Origin of the sequence: Streptomyces sp. NPDC101393 (genome assembly GCF_044767385.1) — a bacterium.
Classification (GTDB): domain Bacteria; phylum Actinomycetota; class Actinomycetes; order Streptomycetales; family Streptomycetaceae; genus Streptomyces.
Map to the genome: position 1 here is coordinate 671,568 of NZ_JBIWNU010000005.1, position 14,950 is coordinate 686,517.

The 14,950-nt window shown below is 72.0% G+C and carries 11 protein-coding genes and 3 tRNA genes; 9 read left to right on the forward strand and 5 right to left on the reverse strand.

The window, feature by feature from the left end; all coding sequences use genetic code 11:
* Positions 1 to 5: 5 nt before the first annotated feature.
* Positions 6 to 761, reverse strand: a complete 756-nt coding sequence (locus tag ACIRQ7_RS19615) for an SLATT domain-containing protein (protein ID WP_404263837.1) — start codon at positions 759 to 761, stop codon at positions 6 to 8.
* 342 nt (positions 762 to 1,103) lie between these two features.
* Between ACIRQ7_RS19615 and purD the strand changes: the two genes are divergently transcribed.
* The 4 genes from purD (at position 1,104) to ACIRQ7_RS19635 (ending at position 8,064) form a co-directional block, all read left to right on the forward strand.
* On the forward strand, positions 1,104 to 2,366 hold the full coding sequence (gene purD, locus ACIRQ7_RS19620) for a phosphoribosylamine--glycine ligase (protein ID WP_404263839.1): 1,263 nt from the start codon (positions 1,104 to 1,106) through the stop codon (positions 2,364 to 2,366).
* Between the two features lie 503 nt (positions 2,367 to 2,869).
* Complete coding sequence (locus tag ACIRQ7_RS19625) at positions 2,870 to 4,651, forward strand: hypothetical protein (protein ID WP_404263933.1); 1,782 nt, start codon at positions 2,870 to 2,872, stop codon at positions 4,649 to 4,651.
* Positions 4,652 to 5,025: 374 nt separating this feature from the next.
* A complete protein-coding gene (locus ACIRQ7_RS19630) occupies positions 5,026 to 6,513 on the forward strand; it encodes a N,N-dimethylformamidase beta subunit family domain-containing protein (RefSeq protein WP_404263935.1) in 1,488 nt (495 codons plus the stop codon).
* Positions 6,514 to 7,164: 651 nt separating this feature from the next.
* On the forward strand, positions 7,165 to 8,064 hold the full coding sequence (locus tag ACIRQ7_RS19635; RefSeq protein ID WP_404263841.1) for a phosphoribosylaminoimidazolesuccinocarboxamide synthase: 900 nt from the start codon (positions 7,165 to 7,167) through the stop codon (positions 8,062 to 8,064).
* An 87-nt stretch (positions 8,065 to 8,151) separates the two neighbouring features.
* On the opposite strand, the gene ACIRQ7_RS19640 is transcribed toward ACIRQ7_RS19635, so the two are convergent.
* The 4 genes from ACIRQ7_RS19640 to ACIRQ7_RS19655 form a co-directional block, all read right to left on the reverse strand.
* Positions 8,152 to 8,224, reverse strand: a tRNA-Gly gene (locus tag ACIRQ7_RS19640).
* 571 nt (positions 8,225 to 8,795) lie between these two features.
* Positions 8,796 to 8,868 (reverse strand) — tRNA-Gly (locus ACIRQ7_RS19645).
* A 74-nt stretch (positions 8,869 to 8,942) separates the two neighbouring features.
* Positions 8,943 to 9,014, reverse strand: a tRNA-Gly gene (locus tag ACIRQ7_RS19650).
* Positions 9,015 to 9,133: 119 nt separating this feature from the next.
* Positions 9,134 to 9,454 carry an Lsr2 family protein gene (locus tag ACIRQ7_RS19655; protein ID WP_401463912.1) on the reverse strand — a complete coding sequence of 107 codons (321 nt, stop codon included), beginning with the start codon at positions 9,452 to 9,454 and terminating at the stop codon, positions 9,134 to 9,136.
* A gap of 299 nt (positions 9,455 to 9,753) precedes the next feature.
* Here ACIRQ7_RS19655 and purS point away from each other — a divergent pair, with 299 nt between their 5' ends.
* The 5 genes from purS to ACIRQ7_RS19680 all read left to right on the forward strand — a co-directional run bounded on the left by purS (position 9,754) and on the right by ACIRQ7_RS19680 (position 14,842).
* On the forward strand, positions 9,754 to 9,999 hold the full coding sequence (gene purS, locus ACIRQ7_RS19660; RefSeq protein ID WP_401463910.1) for a phosphoribosylformylglycinamidine synthase subunit PurS: 246 nt from the start codon (positions 9,754 to 9,756) through the stop codon (positions 9,997 to 9,999).
* A complete protein-coding gene (purQ, locus tag ACIRQ7_RS19665; RefSeq protein ID WP_404263844.1) occupies positions 9,996 to 10,676 on the forward strand; it encodes a phosphoribosylformylglycinamidine synthase subunit PurQ in 681 nt (226 codons plus the stop codon). The genes purS and purQ overlap by 4 nt, the downstream gene beginning before the upstream one ends.
* A 91-nt stretch (positions 10,677 to 10,767) precedes the next feature.
* Positions 10,768 to 13,017, forward strand: a complete 2,250-nt coding sequence (gene purL / locus ACIRQ7_RS19670) for a phosphoribosylformylglycinamidine synthase subunit PurL (protein WP_401463906.1) — start codon at positions 10,768 to 10,770, stop codon at positions 13,015 to 13,017.
* A gap of 199 nt (positions 13,018 to 13,216) precedes the next feature.
* Complete coding sequence (locus ACIRQ7_RS19675) at positions 13,217 to 13,768, forward strand: ArsR/SmtB family transcription factor (protein ID WP_404263847.1); 552 nt, start codon at positions 13,217 to 13,219, stop codon at positions 13,766 to 13,768.
* Positions 13,769 to 13,957: 189 nt separating this feature from the next.
* Entirely contained in the window at positions 13,958 to 14,842 is an 885-nt protein-coding gene (locus ACIRQ7_RS19680) for a M23 family metallopeptidase (protein WP_404263937.1), read from the forward strand.
* Positions 14,843 to 14,950: the final 108 nt, after the last annotated feature.

Here is a 14,950-nt window from a genome sequence, read left to right on the forward strand (position 1 = left end):
CCGTCTCAGCGCGGCGGCTCCGGCGGCCGCTGGCGCGGCATGTTCGGCCGGGCGCCGGGCGGCATCGTGAACCGCCCCGGCTGCCCCGGCCGGCCCACGCCCTCCGGGCGGGGCACCGGCCACGGCACCATGGTCCGGGTGGCCTGCGGTGCGGGCCCGGCCCTGAACTCCGCCATCCAGTCGGCCGTTTCGGCCCGTACGAGCTCCCCGATGTCCTCGTTGAACCGGCGCAGCACCCCCAGACAGCGCTCCGCCGCCTCGCTCGCGGTGCCCTCCGTCGGCCCGAGCACCTCGCGCACGCTCTCCGACGCCCAGTCGAACTGCAGCGCCTCCAGCCGGCGGTGAATCGCCTGGGCGGTGGCGAGATCCCGCATCCAGCCCACCGTCATCCCGAAATACCGGTCGCAGCCGATGCACACGACGGCCAGCAGCAGCGACAGATAGCCCCACGGCGCCAGCCCGTGCCGGCCGCCGGCCAGGCCCAGCAGCGGCAGCGCCGCGCCCGTGGACACCCCGGCGGCGGCGCCCAGCCGCAGCGCACGGGCGGTGCGGCGCTTCGCCATCCGGCCGCGCAGGTACCACTCGGCCGCGCGCAGCGCGCCGTCCTCGGTCCATGCGTAGAGGGCGTCCAGGCGGTCGGCCGGCTCACCCCAGTCGCCGAGCGGGAACAGCCGCCCCGCGAGATCTTCCCGCCCCCGGATCCGGCCCTGCCCGCCCTCACCGCGAGGGGGCCCCTCGGGCTGCATCTCCGGCTGACTCACCCGTGCACTCCTCTATACGGATACGTGCGGTGCGTGCGGGGCGTACGAGACGCCCGTTGTACGCGGCCAGCCCCCTTCCTACCGCCGAACGGTGGGGCTCGTTCCCAAGATCGCGTGATCCTCACCCGGAAAAGGCGCCGGATCGGGTATAAGGCCGCAGGGCCTCTCACCCGAAAGAGTTGCCGCGGCCGGAACGGTCGGTTTCCGGCCCACTTCACAGGCGCGGCCGGCCGGGAGCGCCGGGCGCCCGCCGCCGCCGGACCCGTCCCGGCCGCCCGCCCGCTCCGCCCCCGCCCCGGGCCCGTGGCCGGGACCACCGCCATGGACGACTAGGCTGCTTCCGTGAAGGTCCTCGTCATCGGCGGCGGCGCCCGCGAACACGCCCTGTGCCGCTCTCTGTCCCTCGACCCCGACGTCACCGCGCTGCACTGCGCTCCCGGCAACGCCGGTATCGCCGAGGTGGCCGAATTGCATGGGGTCGACGCCCTCGACGGCACGGCCGTCGCCGACCTCGCGGCCGGCCTGGAGGCCGACCTCGTCGTGGTCGGTCCCGAAGCCCCGCTGGTGGCCGGCGTCGCGGACGCCGTCCGCGACCGCGGCATCCCGGTCTTCGGACCGTCGGCCCAGGCCGCCCAGCTGGAGGGCTCCAAGGCATTCGCCAAGGACGTGATGGCCGCCGCGGCCGTGCCCACCGCCCGCAGCTACGTCTGCACCACCCCCGCCGAGATCGACACCGCGCTGGACGCCTTCGGCGCGCCGTACGTCGTCAAGGACGACGGTCTCGCGGCCGGCAAGGGCGTCGTCGTCACCGAGGACGCCGAGGAAGCCCGCGCCCACGCGCTGGCCTGCGACCGCGTGGTCATCGAGGAGTTCCTCGACGGCCCCGAGGTCTCGCTGTTCGCCGTCACCGACGGCGAGACGGTCGTCCCGCTCCAGCCCGCGCAGGACTTCAAGCGCGCCTACGACGGCGACGAGGGCCCGAACACCGGCGGCATGGGCGCGTACAGCCCGCTGCCGTGGGCCGACCCGAAGCTGGTCGACGAGGTCATGGACACCGTCCTGCAGCCCACCGTCGACGAGCTGCGCCGCCGCGGCACCCCGTTCTCCGGGCTGCTCTACGCGGGCCTGGCGATCACCTCGCGCGGTGTGCGCGTGATCGAGTTCAACGCGCGCTTCGGCGACCCGGAGACCCAGGTGGTCCTCGCCCGCCTCAAGACCCCGCTGGCCGGTCTGCTGCACGCCGCGGCCACGAACACCCTCGCCGCCCTCCCGCCGCTCCGCTGGAGCGACGGCGCGGCGGTCACCGTCGTCATCGCGTCCCACAACTACCCGGACACCCCGCGCACCGGCGACCCGATCGAGGGCCTCGCCGAGGTCGCCGCGCAGGACGACCCGCACGCCTACGTCCTGCACGCCGGCACCAAGCAGGACGACTCCGGCGCGGTGCTCAGCGCGGGCGGCAGGGTGCTGTCCGTCACGGCCACCGGCTCCGACCTGACCACCGCCCGGCAGCGTGCCTACCGCGCCGTCGGCCGGATCTCCCTGGACGGCTCGCAGCACCGTACGGACATCGCCGCCAAGGTCGCGGACGACGCCGCGGGCTGAGCGGCGCGACCGCGGGCGGGGATGCCGCCCGCCGCAGCTCACCGGCCCCGTGCGCATGTCTTCCCGGACGTGCACGCGGGGCCGCGGCGTGTGCGGGGGCCGTGGCGCATACGGGGCCTGGCGTAGGCGGGGGACGGGCGTACGCGGGCGTGCGGCATAGGCGGGAGGGCCGCGGTCCGTTCCCGGCTTTACCCAAAGCCATTCCATCGAGTGACCGCACCAGCTATCCGGCTGACGGGAGTGACACCCCCAACTAGGGTGCCGCGCAAGCGTCCTGCGGTGCCCGTGCCGGAAATCGGCACGGTTGCCACGATGACGTCCGGCAAGTGGCTCACCGGCATTGCGATGTCAGTGGCCGGTGCGACAGTGGAATTCATTCAGTCCCGTGTTCTCTCCGTCCGTCTCCACCAGGACAGCAGGGGGTGTACAGGCTCGTGACAGGTCCGGAAACAGGCGTCCTGGCGGCGCGTGCCCGCGCCCTCGCCGTGCTGCGGATCCGCGGCATGGCGCTGGCTGCGGCGCTGCTGCCCGCAGCCGTGGCCGTGGTGCTGTTCGTCGGCGGCGCGACCGGCCATATCGGCGACGCGGGCTCCGGCTGGGGCATCGCCCGCTGGACCGTCAGCGGTGTCGCCGTCGTCGCGCTGCTCCTGGCGGCGCTGGTCGGCGCCGTCGTCGCGCGCGCCCGGCCCGCGCTCAGCCCCTCCGTGCCGATCTCCGAGAAATCGGCACCCGATCTGTACCGCCTGGTGCGCGATCTCGCCGACCGCCTGGACGTCCCGGCGCCGTCCGCGATAGCGCTCACCCCGGACTGCGACAGCTGGCTGGAGGACCGTACGCACCGCGCCCACGGCCCGCCGCGCAGCCGCCCCGGGCCCGCGGACGGCGAGGGCCGCCGCGCCCCCGAGGCGCCGGTCCTCGTCATCGGCTCCCCCTTCCTGTGGTGGATGCGGGTCGCCGAGCTGCGTGCCCTGCTCGCCCCCGTGGTGGCCGGCACCGGCCCGTCCGCCCACCCCGACATAGCTGCCGCCCGCCGTTTCATCCGCGGCCTGGACGCCGCCGTCGCGGTCTCGGCCCGCGCCGGTGGCCTGCGCGGCCTGGCACTCGGTTTCGTCGGCAAGGTGGCACGTCTGCTGCTGCGCGCCTGCCGCGACCACGCCACGATCATGGAGCGCGGCGTCGCCCACGCCGCGTCCGAGCGCGCCCTGACCGTCGACTACGGCCTGCGGGTCGTCGCCCAGGAGCAGGTCGGCCTGGCGTACGCGGGCTGGGACCGGCTGCTGACCCGCGTCGCGCTGCCCGCCTGGCGGATGGGCCGCTGGCCGTCCCGGCTGGACGCCGGTGTGGTCTCGGCGCTCACCGAACTCTCCCGCCGCGACCGCCTCGCCGAGGGCTTCACCTCGCGCCTCGGTGAGCGTCCCGCGTGCGATCTGCTGGAGGAGCCCGGCGCCATCGACAGCGCCGCCTCGCTGCTGGCCGCCCGCCTGTTCCACGGCGGCCCGGCCGAAGCGGGACCCGACTGGTCGCCCGTCGGCTGGAATCAGTATCCGGAAGAGGTCGTGGACCGGAAGTGGCGGCTGGAGGCCGCCCGCCTGCACCGCGTCCTCGACGCCCTTCCGGCCACCGAACCGTCCGACGCCGCCCCCACGCCCGCCGACCCCGCCGCCGACGCCCCGGCCGCACCGGCCCCCGCCCCGTCGCTCTCGTACGCCCGCACCGGCGCCCGGCCCCCGGCCGACGACCGCCCGGCCCCGAACCACCTCGCGAAGGGCCGGCCCGGAAGCCCCGACGCGCATCCCGGCAGCGGCCCGGCAGCGTCCCAGGGCCCGACCCTGGCCCGCGTCATCGACCACCTGGGCCGCGACGCGTCGGCCGGTGACCTCGTCGCCGCCCGGCTGGGCGCCGAGGTCGAGCGGGAGGAGCGGGCGGATGCCGCCCGGCAGGCCGCCCTCGGCACCCCGGCGCAGGATCCGGCGGCCGGCCCGGCCTGGGGCGACGGCACGGCCGAAGGCGGCCTCCCGCTGTTCCCGCTGCAACCGCCCCGCACGGGCCGTGAGTTGCTCGCCGACCACGTCACGGCGATGGTCTGCTGTGCCGCCGTCGACACCGCTGGCGCGGCCCCCGGCCTGGACTGGCTGGACGGGCCCGCCCTGCTGGTGGACGGCGCCCGCCGCTCCGATCTCGGACGTCCGGTGCTCAGCCTGGTCGACGACGGCGACGCCGGACCGCTCCGCGACTGGCTGGCAGCGCTCGGCGTCCGCCCGGAGAAGCCCGTGCGGCTGGTGTGACGCCGGACCGGAGCGGGTCCCCGGCGAGCCATATCCGACCGGGGCGGGCAGGGACCCGGTGCCGCCCTCCGCGCACGCCTGTCGCCTGCACCGATGCCCCCCACCCGAGCCCGCACCGCCCCCGCCGCGTCACCCCCTGGCCCCCGCCGCACCGGCTGAATGTTCCCCTCCAGTTCGCGTTTCGGGCCAGGGGGCCTCTAAATTCACGACGAAGGGTGACGAAGTGAGTGCGTAATGTGATGTGCTGGGGGGTGGCCGGGTGCGTTCAGCCGCACCCGCGGAGCCGGTCCCCCACGCGCGCCGAGCACCGCACGGCAGGGCGAATCGAGACGGCCGGCAGGCCGCAGCCAGGGGACGCAGGAGGGGAGTGGATGGTGGCGACGGAACAGATCAGGCGCTGGGAGTCGGGCGCCCTCGCCCACGCGGTGACGGACCCGTTCGGACAGGGCCCGCTGCCCTGGCTGCGCGGCAGCGAGAACTACTTCGAGTCCGGACAGGTCGTCCCCTGGTACGTCGACCCCGCCATGGCCCAGGGCGACCTCCGCGTCCCCACCCCCCGGGTGGCCCGCAAGCACAACGGCCCGCGCACCGCCGACGACGTCAGCCGCCAGATCAAGGGCTTCGCCAGCACCGGCGCGGTGGCCCCCGGCGAGGCCATCGACTTCCGGGTCTCCGTCGACCCTCCCCAGCCGTTCAGCATCGACGTCTACCGCATCGGCCATTACGGCGGCGCCGGCGCCTCCAAGATCACCACCAGCCCGCGCCTGGCGGGCATCGTCCAGCCGGCCCCGCTCACCGTCGAGCGCACGGTCTCCTGCCACCACTGGTGGCTGTCCTGGCGCCTCCAGGTCCCCGCCTACTGGAACCTCGGCGCGTACGTCGCGGTGCTCACCACCGCCGACGGATACCGCAGCCACATCCCCTTCACCGTCCGCGACGACCACCCCGCGGACCTTCTCCTGCTGCTCCCCGACATCACCTGGCAGGCGTACAACCTCTACCCCGAGGACGGCCACACCGGCGCCAGCCTCTACCACGCCTGGGACGAGAAGGGCGCGCTCCTCGGCGAGCAGGACGCCGCCACCACCGTCTCCTTCGACCGCCCGTATGCCGGCGCCGGACTGCCCCTCCATGTGGGCCACGCCTACGACTTCATCCGCTGGGCCGAGCGCTACGGCTACGACCTCGCCTACGCCGACGCCCGCGATCTGCACGCCGGCCGGGTCGACCCCACCCGCTACCGCGGCCTGGTCTTCCCCGGCCACGACGAATACTGGTCGGTGCCGATGCGCCGCACGGTCGAACGCGCCCGCGACAGCGGCACCTCCCTCGTCTTCCTCTCCGCCAACACCATGTACTGGCAGGTCGAGCTCTCCCCGTCGCCCTCCGGCCCGGACTCGCTGCTCAACTGCCGTAAGCGGCAAGGGCCGGGGCGTCCCGCGCTGTGGCGCGAGGCGGGCGAGGCCGAGCAGCGGCTGATGGGCATCCAGTACGCGGGCCGGGTGCCCGAACCGGCGCCCCTCGTGGTCCGCAACGGCGACCACTGGCTGTGGGAGGCCACCGGCGCCCACGAAGGCGATGAAATCCCGGGCCTGGTCGCCGGCGAGGCCGACCGCTACTTCCCCCGCACCAGCCTCCCCGAGCACACCCACCGCATCCTGCTCTCCCATTCCCCGTACCGCGACAGCGAAGGGGCCCGCCGCCACCAGGAGACCTCCCTCTACCGCGCCCCCAGCGGCGCCTGGGTCTTCTCCTCCGGCACCTTCGCCTGGTCCCCGTCCCTGGACCGACCGGGCCATGTCGACCAGCGCGTTCAACGCGCCACCGCCAACCTCCTCGACCGCATCTGCAAACGCGACTAGACACGGCGCGCTGAGACGACGCGCGATCAGCGGACGGCCGACCGGACAAGGCGCGACCGGACAAGGCGCGACCGGTCAGGGGAGTGTGCGGCCCCCGCCGCTCCCCCTGAGCCGGCGGACCGATGGCCGACGAACGGGCCGCGAGGTGTTCCGGGGACCCCGCAGATACGGCAGGCCGACGACATCCGCCACCCGCCCCCTTCCCACGCGGCCCCGGCGAGCCCCGAAGCGGCCGAGTCCATCACGAACCATCACGACCACCCGTTTCTCGCGCAGCGCATGTCAGCGCACCGCCCCGCAGCCCACCGTCCCGCCCCGCAGCGCTCGGCAATGGTCAACTGCACGAGTCACCCCGGTACTTCGGGCCGGGCTCGGTGAAAGCCGCTGACGGACCCCCGGGGCCGACCCGGCCGAGCGGGGCCCAGGACACCGACCCGCAGCGACCGCTACGTGCGCGCGACGCCGGCCCCGACCCGCCACGGCCGGCACCACCGGGCCGTGCCCCCCGGCCCAGCAGCCGCACATGACCGAGGTCACAGCCTTCGCCAGGCCAATGCGCCCCACTCGCCGTTCACCGACCCTGCGGCGACACCGCGGTGTCTCATACGGGAGAATCGAAGCGACTCCTGGATCAACCTACGCGGAGGCAGCGTGTCCGGTTTCGTAGAAAAGCCCGAGCCCGTGCAGGTCCCGGGGCTCACCCACCTGCACACCGGCAAGGTGCGTGACCTCTATCAGAGCGCCGACGGCGATCTGATCATGGTCGCCAGCGACCGCACCTCCGCCTACGACTGGGTGCTCCCGACCGAGATTCCGGACAAGGGGCGCATCCTCACCCAGCTGTCGCTGTGGTGGTTCGATCAGCTCGCGGACCTCGCCCCCAGCCATGTCCTCTCCACGGACGTACCGGAGGGCGCCCCGGCCGACTGGGCGGGCCGCACCATGGTCTGCACCTCCTTGGCCATGGTCCCGGTCGAATGCGTGGCCCGCGGCTACCTCACCGGCTCCGGCCTCGCCGAGTACGAAAAGACCCGTACGGTCTGCGGCCTCGCGCTCCCCGAGGGCCTGGTCAACGGCTCCGAGCTGCCTGCGCCGATCTTCACCCCGGCCACCAAGGCCGCCGTCGGCGAGCACGACGAGAACGTCTCCTACGAGGAGATCGCCCGTCAGGCCGGCTCCGAGGTCGCCGCCCAGCTCCGTCAGACGACCCTCGCCATTTACAGCCGGGCCCGCGACATCGCCCGCGAGCGCGGCCTCATCCTGGCGGACACCAAGTTCGAGTTCGGCTTCAACGGCGACCGGCTGACCCTGGCCGACGAAGTCCTCACCCCGGACTCCTCGCGCTTCTGGCCGGCCGACCAGTGGCAGCCGGGCCACACCCAGCCGTCCTTCGACAAGCAGTTCGTCCGCGACTGGCTGACCTCGCCCGCCGCCGGCTGGGACCGTACGGGCGAGCAGCCGCCGCCCGCCCTCCCGCAGGACATCGTCGAGCTCACCAGCGCCAAGTACATCGAGGCCTACGAACGCCTCACCGGCCTCGCCTGGTCGTAGGCCCCGCCGGGTTCCTCGCCGCGAGCGGACGAGCAAAAAGGCCCCGGCCGGTAGCAATCGCTACCGGCCGGGGCCTTTCCTGCGCTGAGCGGACGACGAGGCTCGAACTCGCGACCTCAACCTTGGCAAGGTTGCGCTCTACCAACTGAGCTACGTCCGCACGCTCCGCGCCAAGCGCCTGAAATCAGTCGCCGCCGCGCGGTGCGGGCTCCACTATAGCCAACCGCGCCCCTGCGCTGTGCCCGCCGCCGCACGACGTGGCACCGCGCACACACCTGCGCCGTGCCCGACGCGTGGTCACCGCGCACGTCCCCGGCGCCGGCGCGGCCCGCTTGACGATCCCCGCGACGGGCGACCCGTCCTCCGCGACGTGCCGCAGCTCCGCCTCCCGGACCGTCGGCGTCCCCTCCCCGCCCCCCATGGCGCCGGCCGCCAACTCCTGACCGGCACAACGGAATTCCGGTCGGCGCACGGTAGGGACGATCTCCACGGGCTCCCGCACCGAGACCGCCTTCCGCACGGGGCCCGCCCCTGGGCCCCGGCGCCCGTCTCCTGCACCCCGGCCACCCGCGCCCCGTCATGATCAGCCAGCGCCCCGGGACCGCCCCGTCGGCAATGTGTGGCCACCGCCACATATTTCTCTGCGATCGCCGCGGGAGGGCACCTGCCAGTTGGCGGGTGTGGAGAAATGAAGAAGGCCCCGATCGCAATGACCGAGGCCTTCTTTTCTGAGCGGACGACGAGGCTCGAACTCGCGACCTCAACCTTGGCAAGGTTGCGCTCTACCAACTGAGCTACGTCCGCAGGCATCCACTCGGCTTTCACCGAGCGGCGCGACAGCTACTCTACCTGATCCGTAGGACCGGTTGAGCAGTCAGAGCGGGTGACAGGGATTGCACACTGCGCCTCCCCCTTGGAAAGGGGGCGCTCTACTACTGAGCTACACCCGCGCGACTCCGTGAGGTTCGGCCTTTCGGCCTGGCCCCTCGGCGTGCTCCAGACTCTAGCTGATCAGTAGGGGTGCTGTGCAAGTCGGCTGCGCGCGGGCCGCGGAGCGCCGGCAAGTCGGTTAGTGGTTGGCGGCGTTGAAGGCTTCGTAGACCCGCTTGGGGATCCGGCCGCGCGGCGGGACGTCCATCTGGTGGGAGCGGGCCCATGCGCGCACGGCCGCGGGGTCCGGGTTCACCGAGGTGCGGTGGTAGGCCTTGCCGGACTTGGACCGCTTGCGTCCCGCTTCGAGGAACGGGGCGAGGGCGCCGCGCAGTTTCTTCGCATTGGCGGGATTGAGGTCGATCTCGTACGACTTCCCGTCCAATCCGAAGGCGACCGTCTCTGCGGCTTCTCCTCCGTCGATGTCATCGGAGAGCGTTACTACAACTCGCTGCGCCACGGATATCGGTCCTTTCGTGCAGCAGCCCCGTCTTGACGTGGGGTGATGCTCCAGATCCGGCTGATTGGGATCAATGCTTTTTCATTTGTACAGCGATGGGCATTGCATTGTGAAGCCCAGTTAATTTTGCCAGCGTGTCATCCCGCAATCCGGACCCTAGATCTTTTCGAGGATTTTCCCCAACACTCACTCCTGCCGATGCCGGACCGTGATGGGGCCGTGGGATATCTATGCGCGTAGATTTTCGAACACGGTACTGTGAGGGCACCGCTTTACGCACCACACCACCGGGAGTGCCAGTGGCACGCGTCGTAGTCGACGTCATGCTCAAGCCGGAGATCCTCGACCCGCAGGGCCAGGCGGTGCAGCGCGCACTGCCACGCCTGGGGTTCGACGGGATCGCCGACGTCCGTCAGGGCAAGCGTTTCGAACTTGAGGTGGAGGGTCCGGTCGACGAGGCCGCCCTCGCCCGCATCCGTGAGATGGCCGAGACCTTCCTCGCCAACACCGTCATCGAAGACTTCACCGTTCGGGTCGACTCATGACCGCTCGGATCGGGGTCATTACTTTTCCCGGCACGCTCGATGACCGCGACACTCAGCGCGCGGTCCGGGTCGCCGGGGCCGAAGCGGTGCCGTTGTGGCACCGCGACAAGGACCTCAAGCAGGTCGACGCCGTGGTTCTGCCCGGTGGCTTCTCTTACGGCGACTACCTGCGGGCCGGGGCCATCTCCCGTTTCTCGCCGGTGATGGAGACCGTTATCGAGCAGGCGAAGGCCGGGCTTCCGGTCCTCGGGATCTGCAACGGTTTCCAGGTGCTCACCGAGAGCCATCTGCTGCCCGGCGCGATGCTGCGCAACGAGAGCCTGCACTTCGTCTGCCGTGAGCAGAAGCTGCGGGTGGAGAACGCCGGCACCGCCTGGACGACGGACTTCACCGCCGGCCAGGAGATCCACATTCCGCTGAAGAACATCGACGGCCGTTACACCGCCGATGAGCGCACCCTCGACATGCTGGAGGCCGAGGGCCGGATCGCGTTCCGTTATGTGGACGTCAATCCCAACGGCTCGCAGCGGGACATCGCCGGCATCACCAATGAGGCGGGCAATGTCGTGGGCCTCATGCCGCACCCGGAGCACGCCGTGGAGCCGCTGATCGGCACCGCCGGTACGGACGGTCTCGGATTCTTCACCTCCATCCTCAAGAAGTTGGTCGCCTCGTGAGTGACGCGTGCGCGGCCACCGGGCCGCAGACGACGAACACGGCCGCGCCTTCGCGCCGCGCGGGCGGAGAAGCGAACGAAAGGGCCGCAGCATGACGCTCGACACGGTCGCCAACGCCGAGAAGACGCCCGACACCGAGCAGCCGTGGGCCGAACTCGGCCTGAAGCAGGACGAGTACACGCGGGTCCGGGAGATCCTGGGTCGCCGCCCCACGGGCGCCGAGCTGGCCATGTATTCGGTCATGTGGTCCGAGCACTGCTCCTACAAGAGCAGCAAGGTCCATCTGAAGCAGTTCGGTGAGAAGGCCCCGCAGACCGACGCGCTGCTCGTCGGCATCGGCGAGAACGCCGGTGTCGTCGACGTCGGCCAGGGCTACGCCGTCACCTTCAAGGTGGAGTCGCACAACCACCCCTCGTACGTCGAGCCCTACCAGGGCGCCGCCACCGGTGTCGGCGGCATCGTCCGCGACATCATCGCGATGGGTGCCCGCCCGATCGCCGTGGTGGACCCGCTGCGGTTCGGTGCGGCCGACCACCCCGACACCAAGCGCGTCCTGCCGGGCGTCGTGTCAGGTATCGGCGGCTACGGCAACTGCCTGGGCCTGCCCAACATCGGCGGCGAGACCGTCTTCGACGCCTGCTACCAGGGCAATCCGCTCGTCAACGCCGGCTGCATCGGCGTGATGAAGCACGAGGACATCCACCTCGCCAAGGCGTCCGGCGCCGGCAACAAGGTCATCCTCTACGGCGCCCGCACCGGTGGCGACGGCATCGGCGGCGCCTCCATCCTGGCGTCGGAGACCTTCGACGACGCCAAGCCGTCCAAGCGCCCCGCCGTCCAGGTCGGTGACCCGTTCCAGGAGAAGCTCCTGATCGAGTGCACCCTGGAGGCGTACGCCGAGAAGCTGGTCGTCGGTATCCAGGACTTCGGCGCGGCCGGACTGTCCTGCGCGACCAGTGAGCTGGCGTCCAACGGGTCCGGCGGCATGAGCGTCGTCCTGGACGACGTACCGCTGCGTGACTCCACGCTCTCGCCCGAGGAAATCCTCATGAGCGAGTCGCAGGAGCGGATGTGCGCGGTCGTCGAGCCGGAGAAGGTCGAGCGCTTCCTGGAGATCTGCCAGAAGTGGGACGTGATCGCGACCGTCGTCGGTGAGGTCACCGACGGCGACCGGCTGGAGATCTTCTGGCAGGGCGAGAAGATCGTCGACGTCGACCCGCGCACCGTCGCCCACGAGGGCCCCGTCTACGAGCGGCCGCTGGCCCGCCCGGACTGGCAGGACGCCCTCCAGGCCGACGACGCGAACAAGCTGGCCCGCCCGGCCAACGCCGACGAGGTGCGGGCGCAGGTCCTGCAGCTGGTCTCGTCGCCCAACCAGGCGTCGAAGGCGTGGATCACGGACCAGTACGACCGGTTCGTGCAGGGCAACACCGTGCTCGCCCAGCCGGAGGACTCCGGCATGGTGCGGATCGACCCGGACACCCACCTGGGCGTGGCCCTCGCCACGGACGGCAACGGCCGCTTCACCAAGCTCGACCCGTACACCGGCGCCCAGTTGGCGCTGGCCGAGGCCTTCCGCAACGTCGCGGCCTCCGGCGCCAAGCCGCTGGCCGTCTCCGACTGCCTGAACTTCGGTTCGCCCGAGGACCCGGCCGTCATGTGGCAGTTCTCCGAGGCGATCCGCGGTCTCGCCGACGGCTGCCAGACCCTCGGCACCCCGGTCACCGGCGGCAACGTCTCGCTCTACAACCAGACCGGCGACGTGGCGATCCACCCGACGCCCGTGGTTGCCGTGCTGGGCGTGATCGACGACGTCCGCAGGCGCACCCCGATGGCGTTCGCGGACGAGGGCCACCTGATCTACCTCCTGGGTGACACCCACGAGGAACTGGGTGGTTCTGCCTGGTCTCAGGTCGTGCACGACCACCTCGGTGGTCTGCCGCCGAAGGTCGATCTGGCCCGTGAGCAGCTGCTCGCGGACATCCTGATCTCGGCCTCGCGGGACGGCATGATCGACGCCGCGCACGACCTCTCCGACGGCGGCCTGATCCAGGCCCTCGTCGAGTCGTGCCTGCGCGGCGGCAAGGGTGCCCGCCTCGTGGTCCCGGACGGCATCGACCCGTTCGTGCTGCTCTTCTCCGAGTCGGCGGGCCGCGCGATCGTCGCGGTCCCGCGCAGCGAGGAGCTCCGTTTCACCGACATGTGCGGTGCGCGGGGCCTGCCGGCCACCCGTATCGGCGTCATCGACGGCGAGGAGATCGACGTCCAGGGCCAGTTCAGCATTCCGCTGAGCGAGCTCAAGGAAGCGCACGAGGCGACGATCCCGAACCTGATCGCCTGAGAGGACGGATCCGGGCTCCCCGGATCGGTACTCACGCAGCGGCCCGCCGGTCCATCCGGCGGGCCGCTGCGGCGTTCCCGCCGGACGGACCGGCGGCCCGATTGCCTGCCTGCCCCGCCGATGACTCGTGCCGGCACCCGTACGCGTACTCGTACCTCCCCCCTTGTTTGAAGTTACGTAATTACGTAATCTTGCACGCATGGATCTCGAAGGCCGTGTGACCGAGCTCGAACGACGGCTTGCCGCGCTGGAGCTGCCCGAGGAGGGGCGACCGGCGAAGGACCGGCGCGCCGACCGGGCCGCCGCAACCGAACCCGAGCGGGAGCCCGGCGCCGGTGACGACCTGTGGGCGCTGCACGGCCTGAAGGAGCAGTTCGCCGACCTGGGTGCCGACAACGGCGGAGTGCTGTTCACCGGCGCCGTCCGCACCCCGGCCGGACTGCGCTACGAGTGGCAGTACGGCCTGGCCACGGACACCGTGCTGGACATCGACTGGGAGGACGCGGCCGACTCCTTCGCGGCGCTCGGCCGGCCCGTCCGGCTGCGGCTGCTGCGCGAGGTCCTCGGCGGGCGCTGCACGGCCGCCGAACTCACCGAACTCGACGGCACCGGCACGACCGGCCAGATCTACCACCACCTGCGGCAGCTGACCGCCGCCGGCTGGCTGCACACGGCCGCCCGCGGGCGGTACGAGATCCCGGCCGACCGCGTCGTACCGCTGCTGGTGATGCTCACCGCCGCCGGGCGTTGACGTCCGACCGACCGATTGCAGGGGGAAGAGATGAAGCCCACCACGCCAAAGCCCGCCACGCCCAAGCCGACCACGCCCAAGCCGACCACGCCGCAGCCCACCACGACGAAGCCCCCGCCGGGGAATTCCAGGACCCTGCGCAAGCTGTCCGAGAATGCCGCCCGCGCCTGCCTTTTGCTCTTCCTGGCGATGGTCGTCACCAGTATTTTCGTTGACATCCCGTACTGGTGGGGCTGGGTCCCGCTGGGCCTGTGGGTGGTGCTCGCGTTCGGCGTGAACCAGCGGGCGGCGCGCGCCCGCGCGAATGCCGCGAAGACTGCCACGCCGGAGCCGGTGGAGGTGGCCGCGCCGGTCACCGGCCGCTGGAATGCGCTGAACAGCCCCGCCGACAAGGTCCCCAGCCACGGCACCCGGTCATACGGGCAGGCGTACGCCATCGACATCGTGGCGGAGCCGGAGCCCGGCGCCCGCCCCGGTTTCGGCTGGTGGCCCCTGGCCCGGCGGAACGACGACTTCCCGGCGTTCGGCGCGCCCCTCCTCGCCGTCGCCGACGCCACGGTCATCCGCGCCGACGACCGCCAGCGCGATCACCTCAGCCGTACGTCATGGCTCGCGCTCGGCTATCTGTTCATCGTCGAGGGCCTCTTCCGGTCCATGGGCGGAGTGCGCCGCGTCGTCGGCAACCACGTGATCCTCGACCTGGGAGAGGGGACGTACGCGCTCTACGCCCACCTCCGGCGCGGATCGCTCGCCGTCCGCACGGGCGACCGCGTCCACGCCGGACAGCAGCTCGGCCAGTGCGGCAACTCCGGCAACAGCACCGAGCCGCATGTCCACTTCCAGCTCATGGACGACGCCGACCCGGACACCGCCGCCGGCACCCCGTTCACCTGGCGCGGCATCGGTGTCCCGCACAACGGCGAGATATTCGAGGCTTCGACGGGCGACTTGGCTGCCACGGGCGACGCGGTGACCAGTGACGCGGTGACCAGTGACGCGGAGACGAGTGACGCGGCGACGGGCGACGCGGCGACGGGCGGCGCCGAGCCGTCGGTTGAGAGGCCCGCGAGCTGAGGCCCGCTGCCTGCTGCCCCTTGAGTCCTGAGTAGGGAGAGCCGTGCCGGGGCCGGCTGTGCGGCACCGCCTGCCCGGACCGGCTGTCAGGGGTGCCGCATAGGCTGA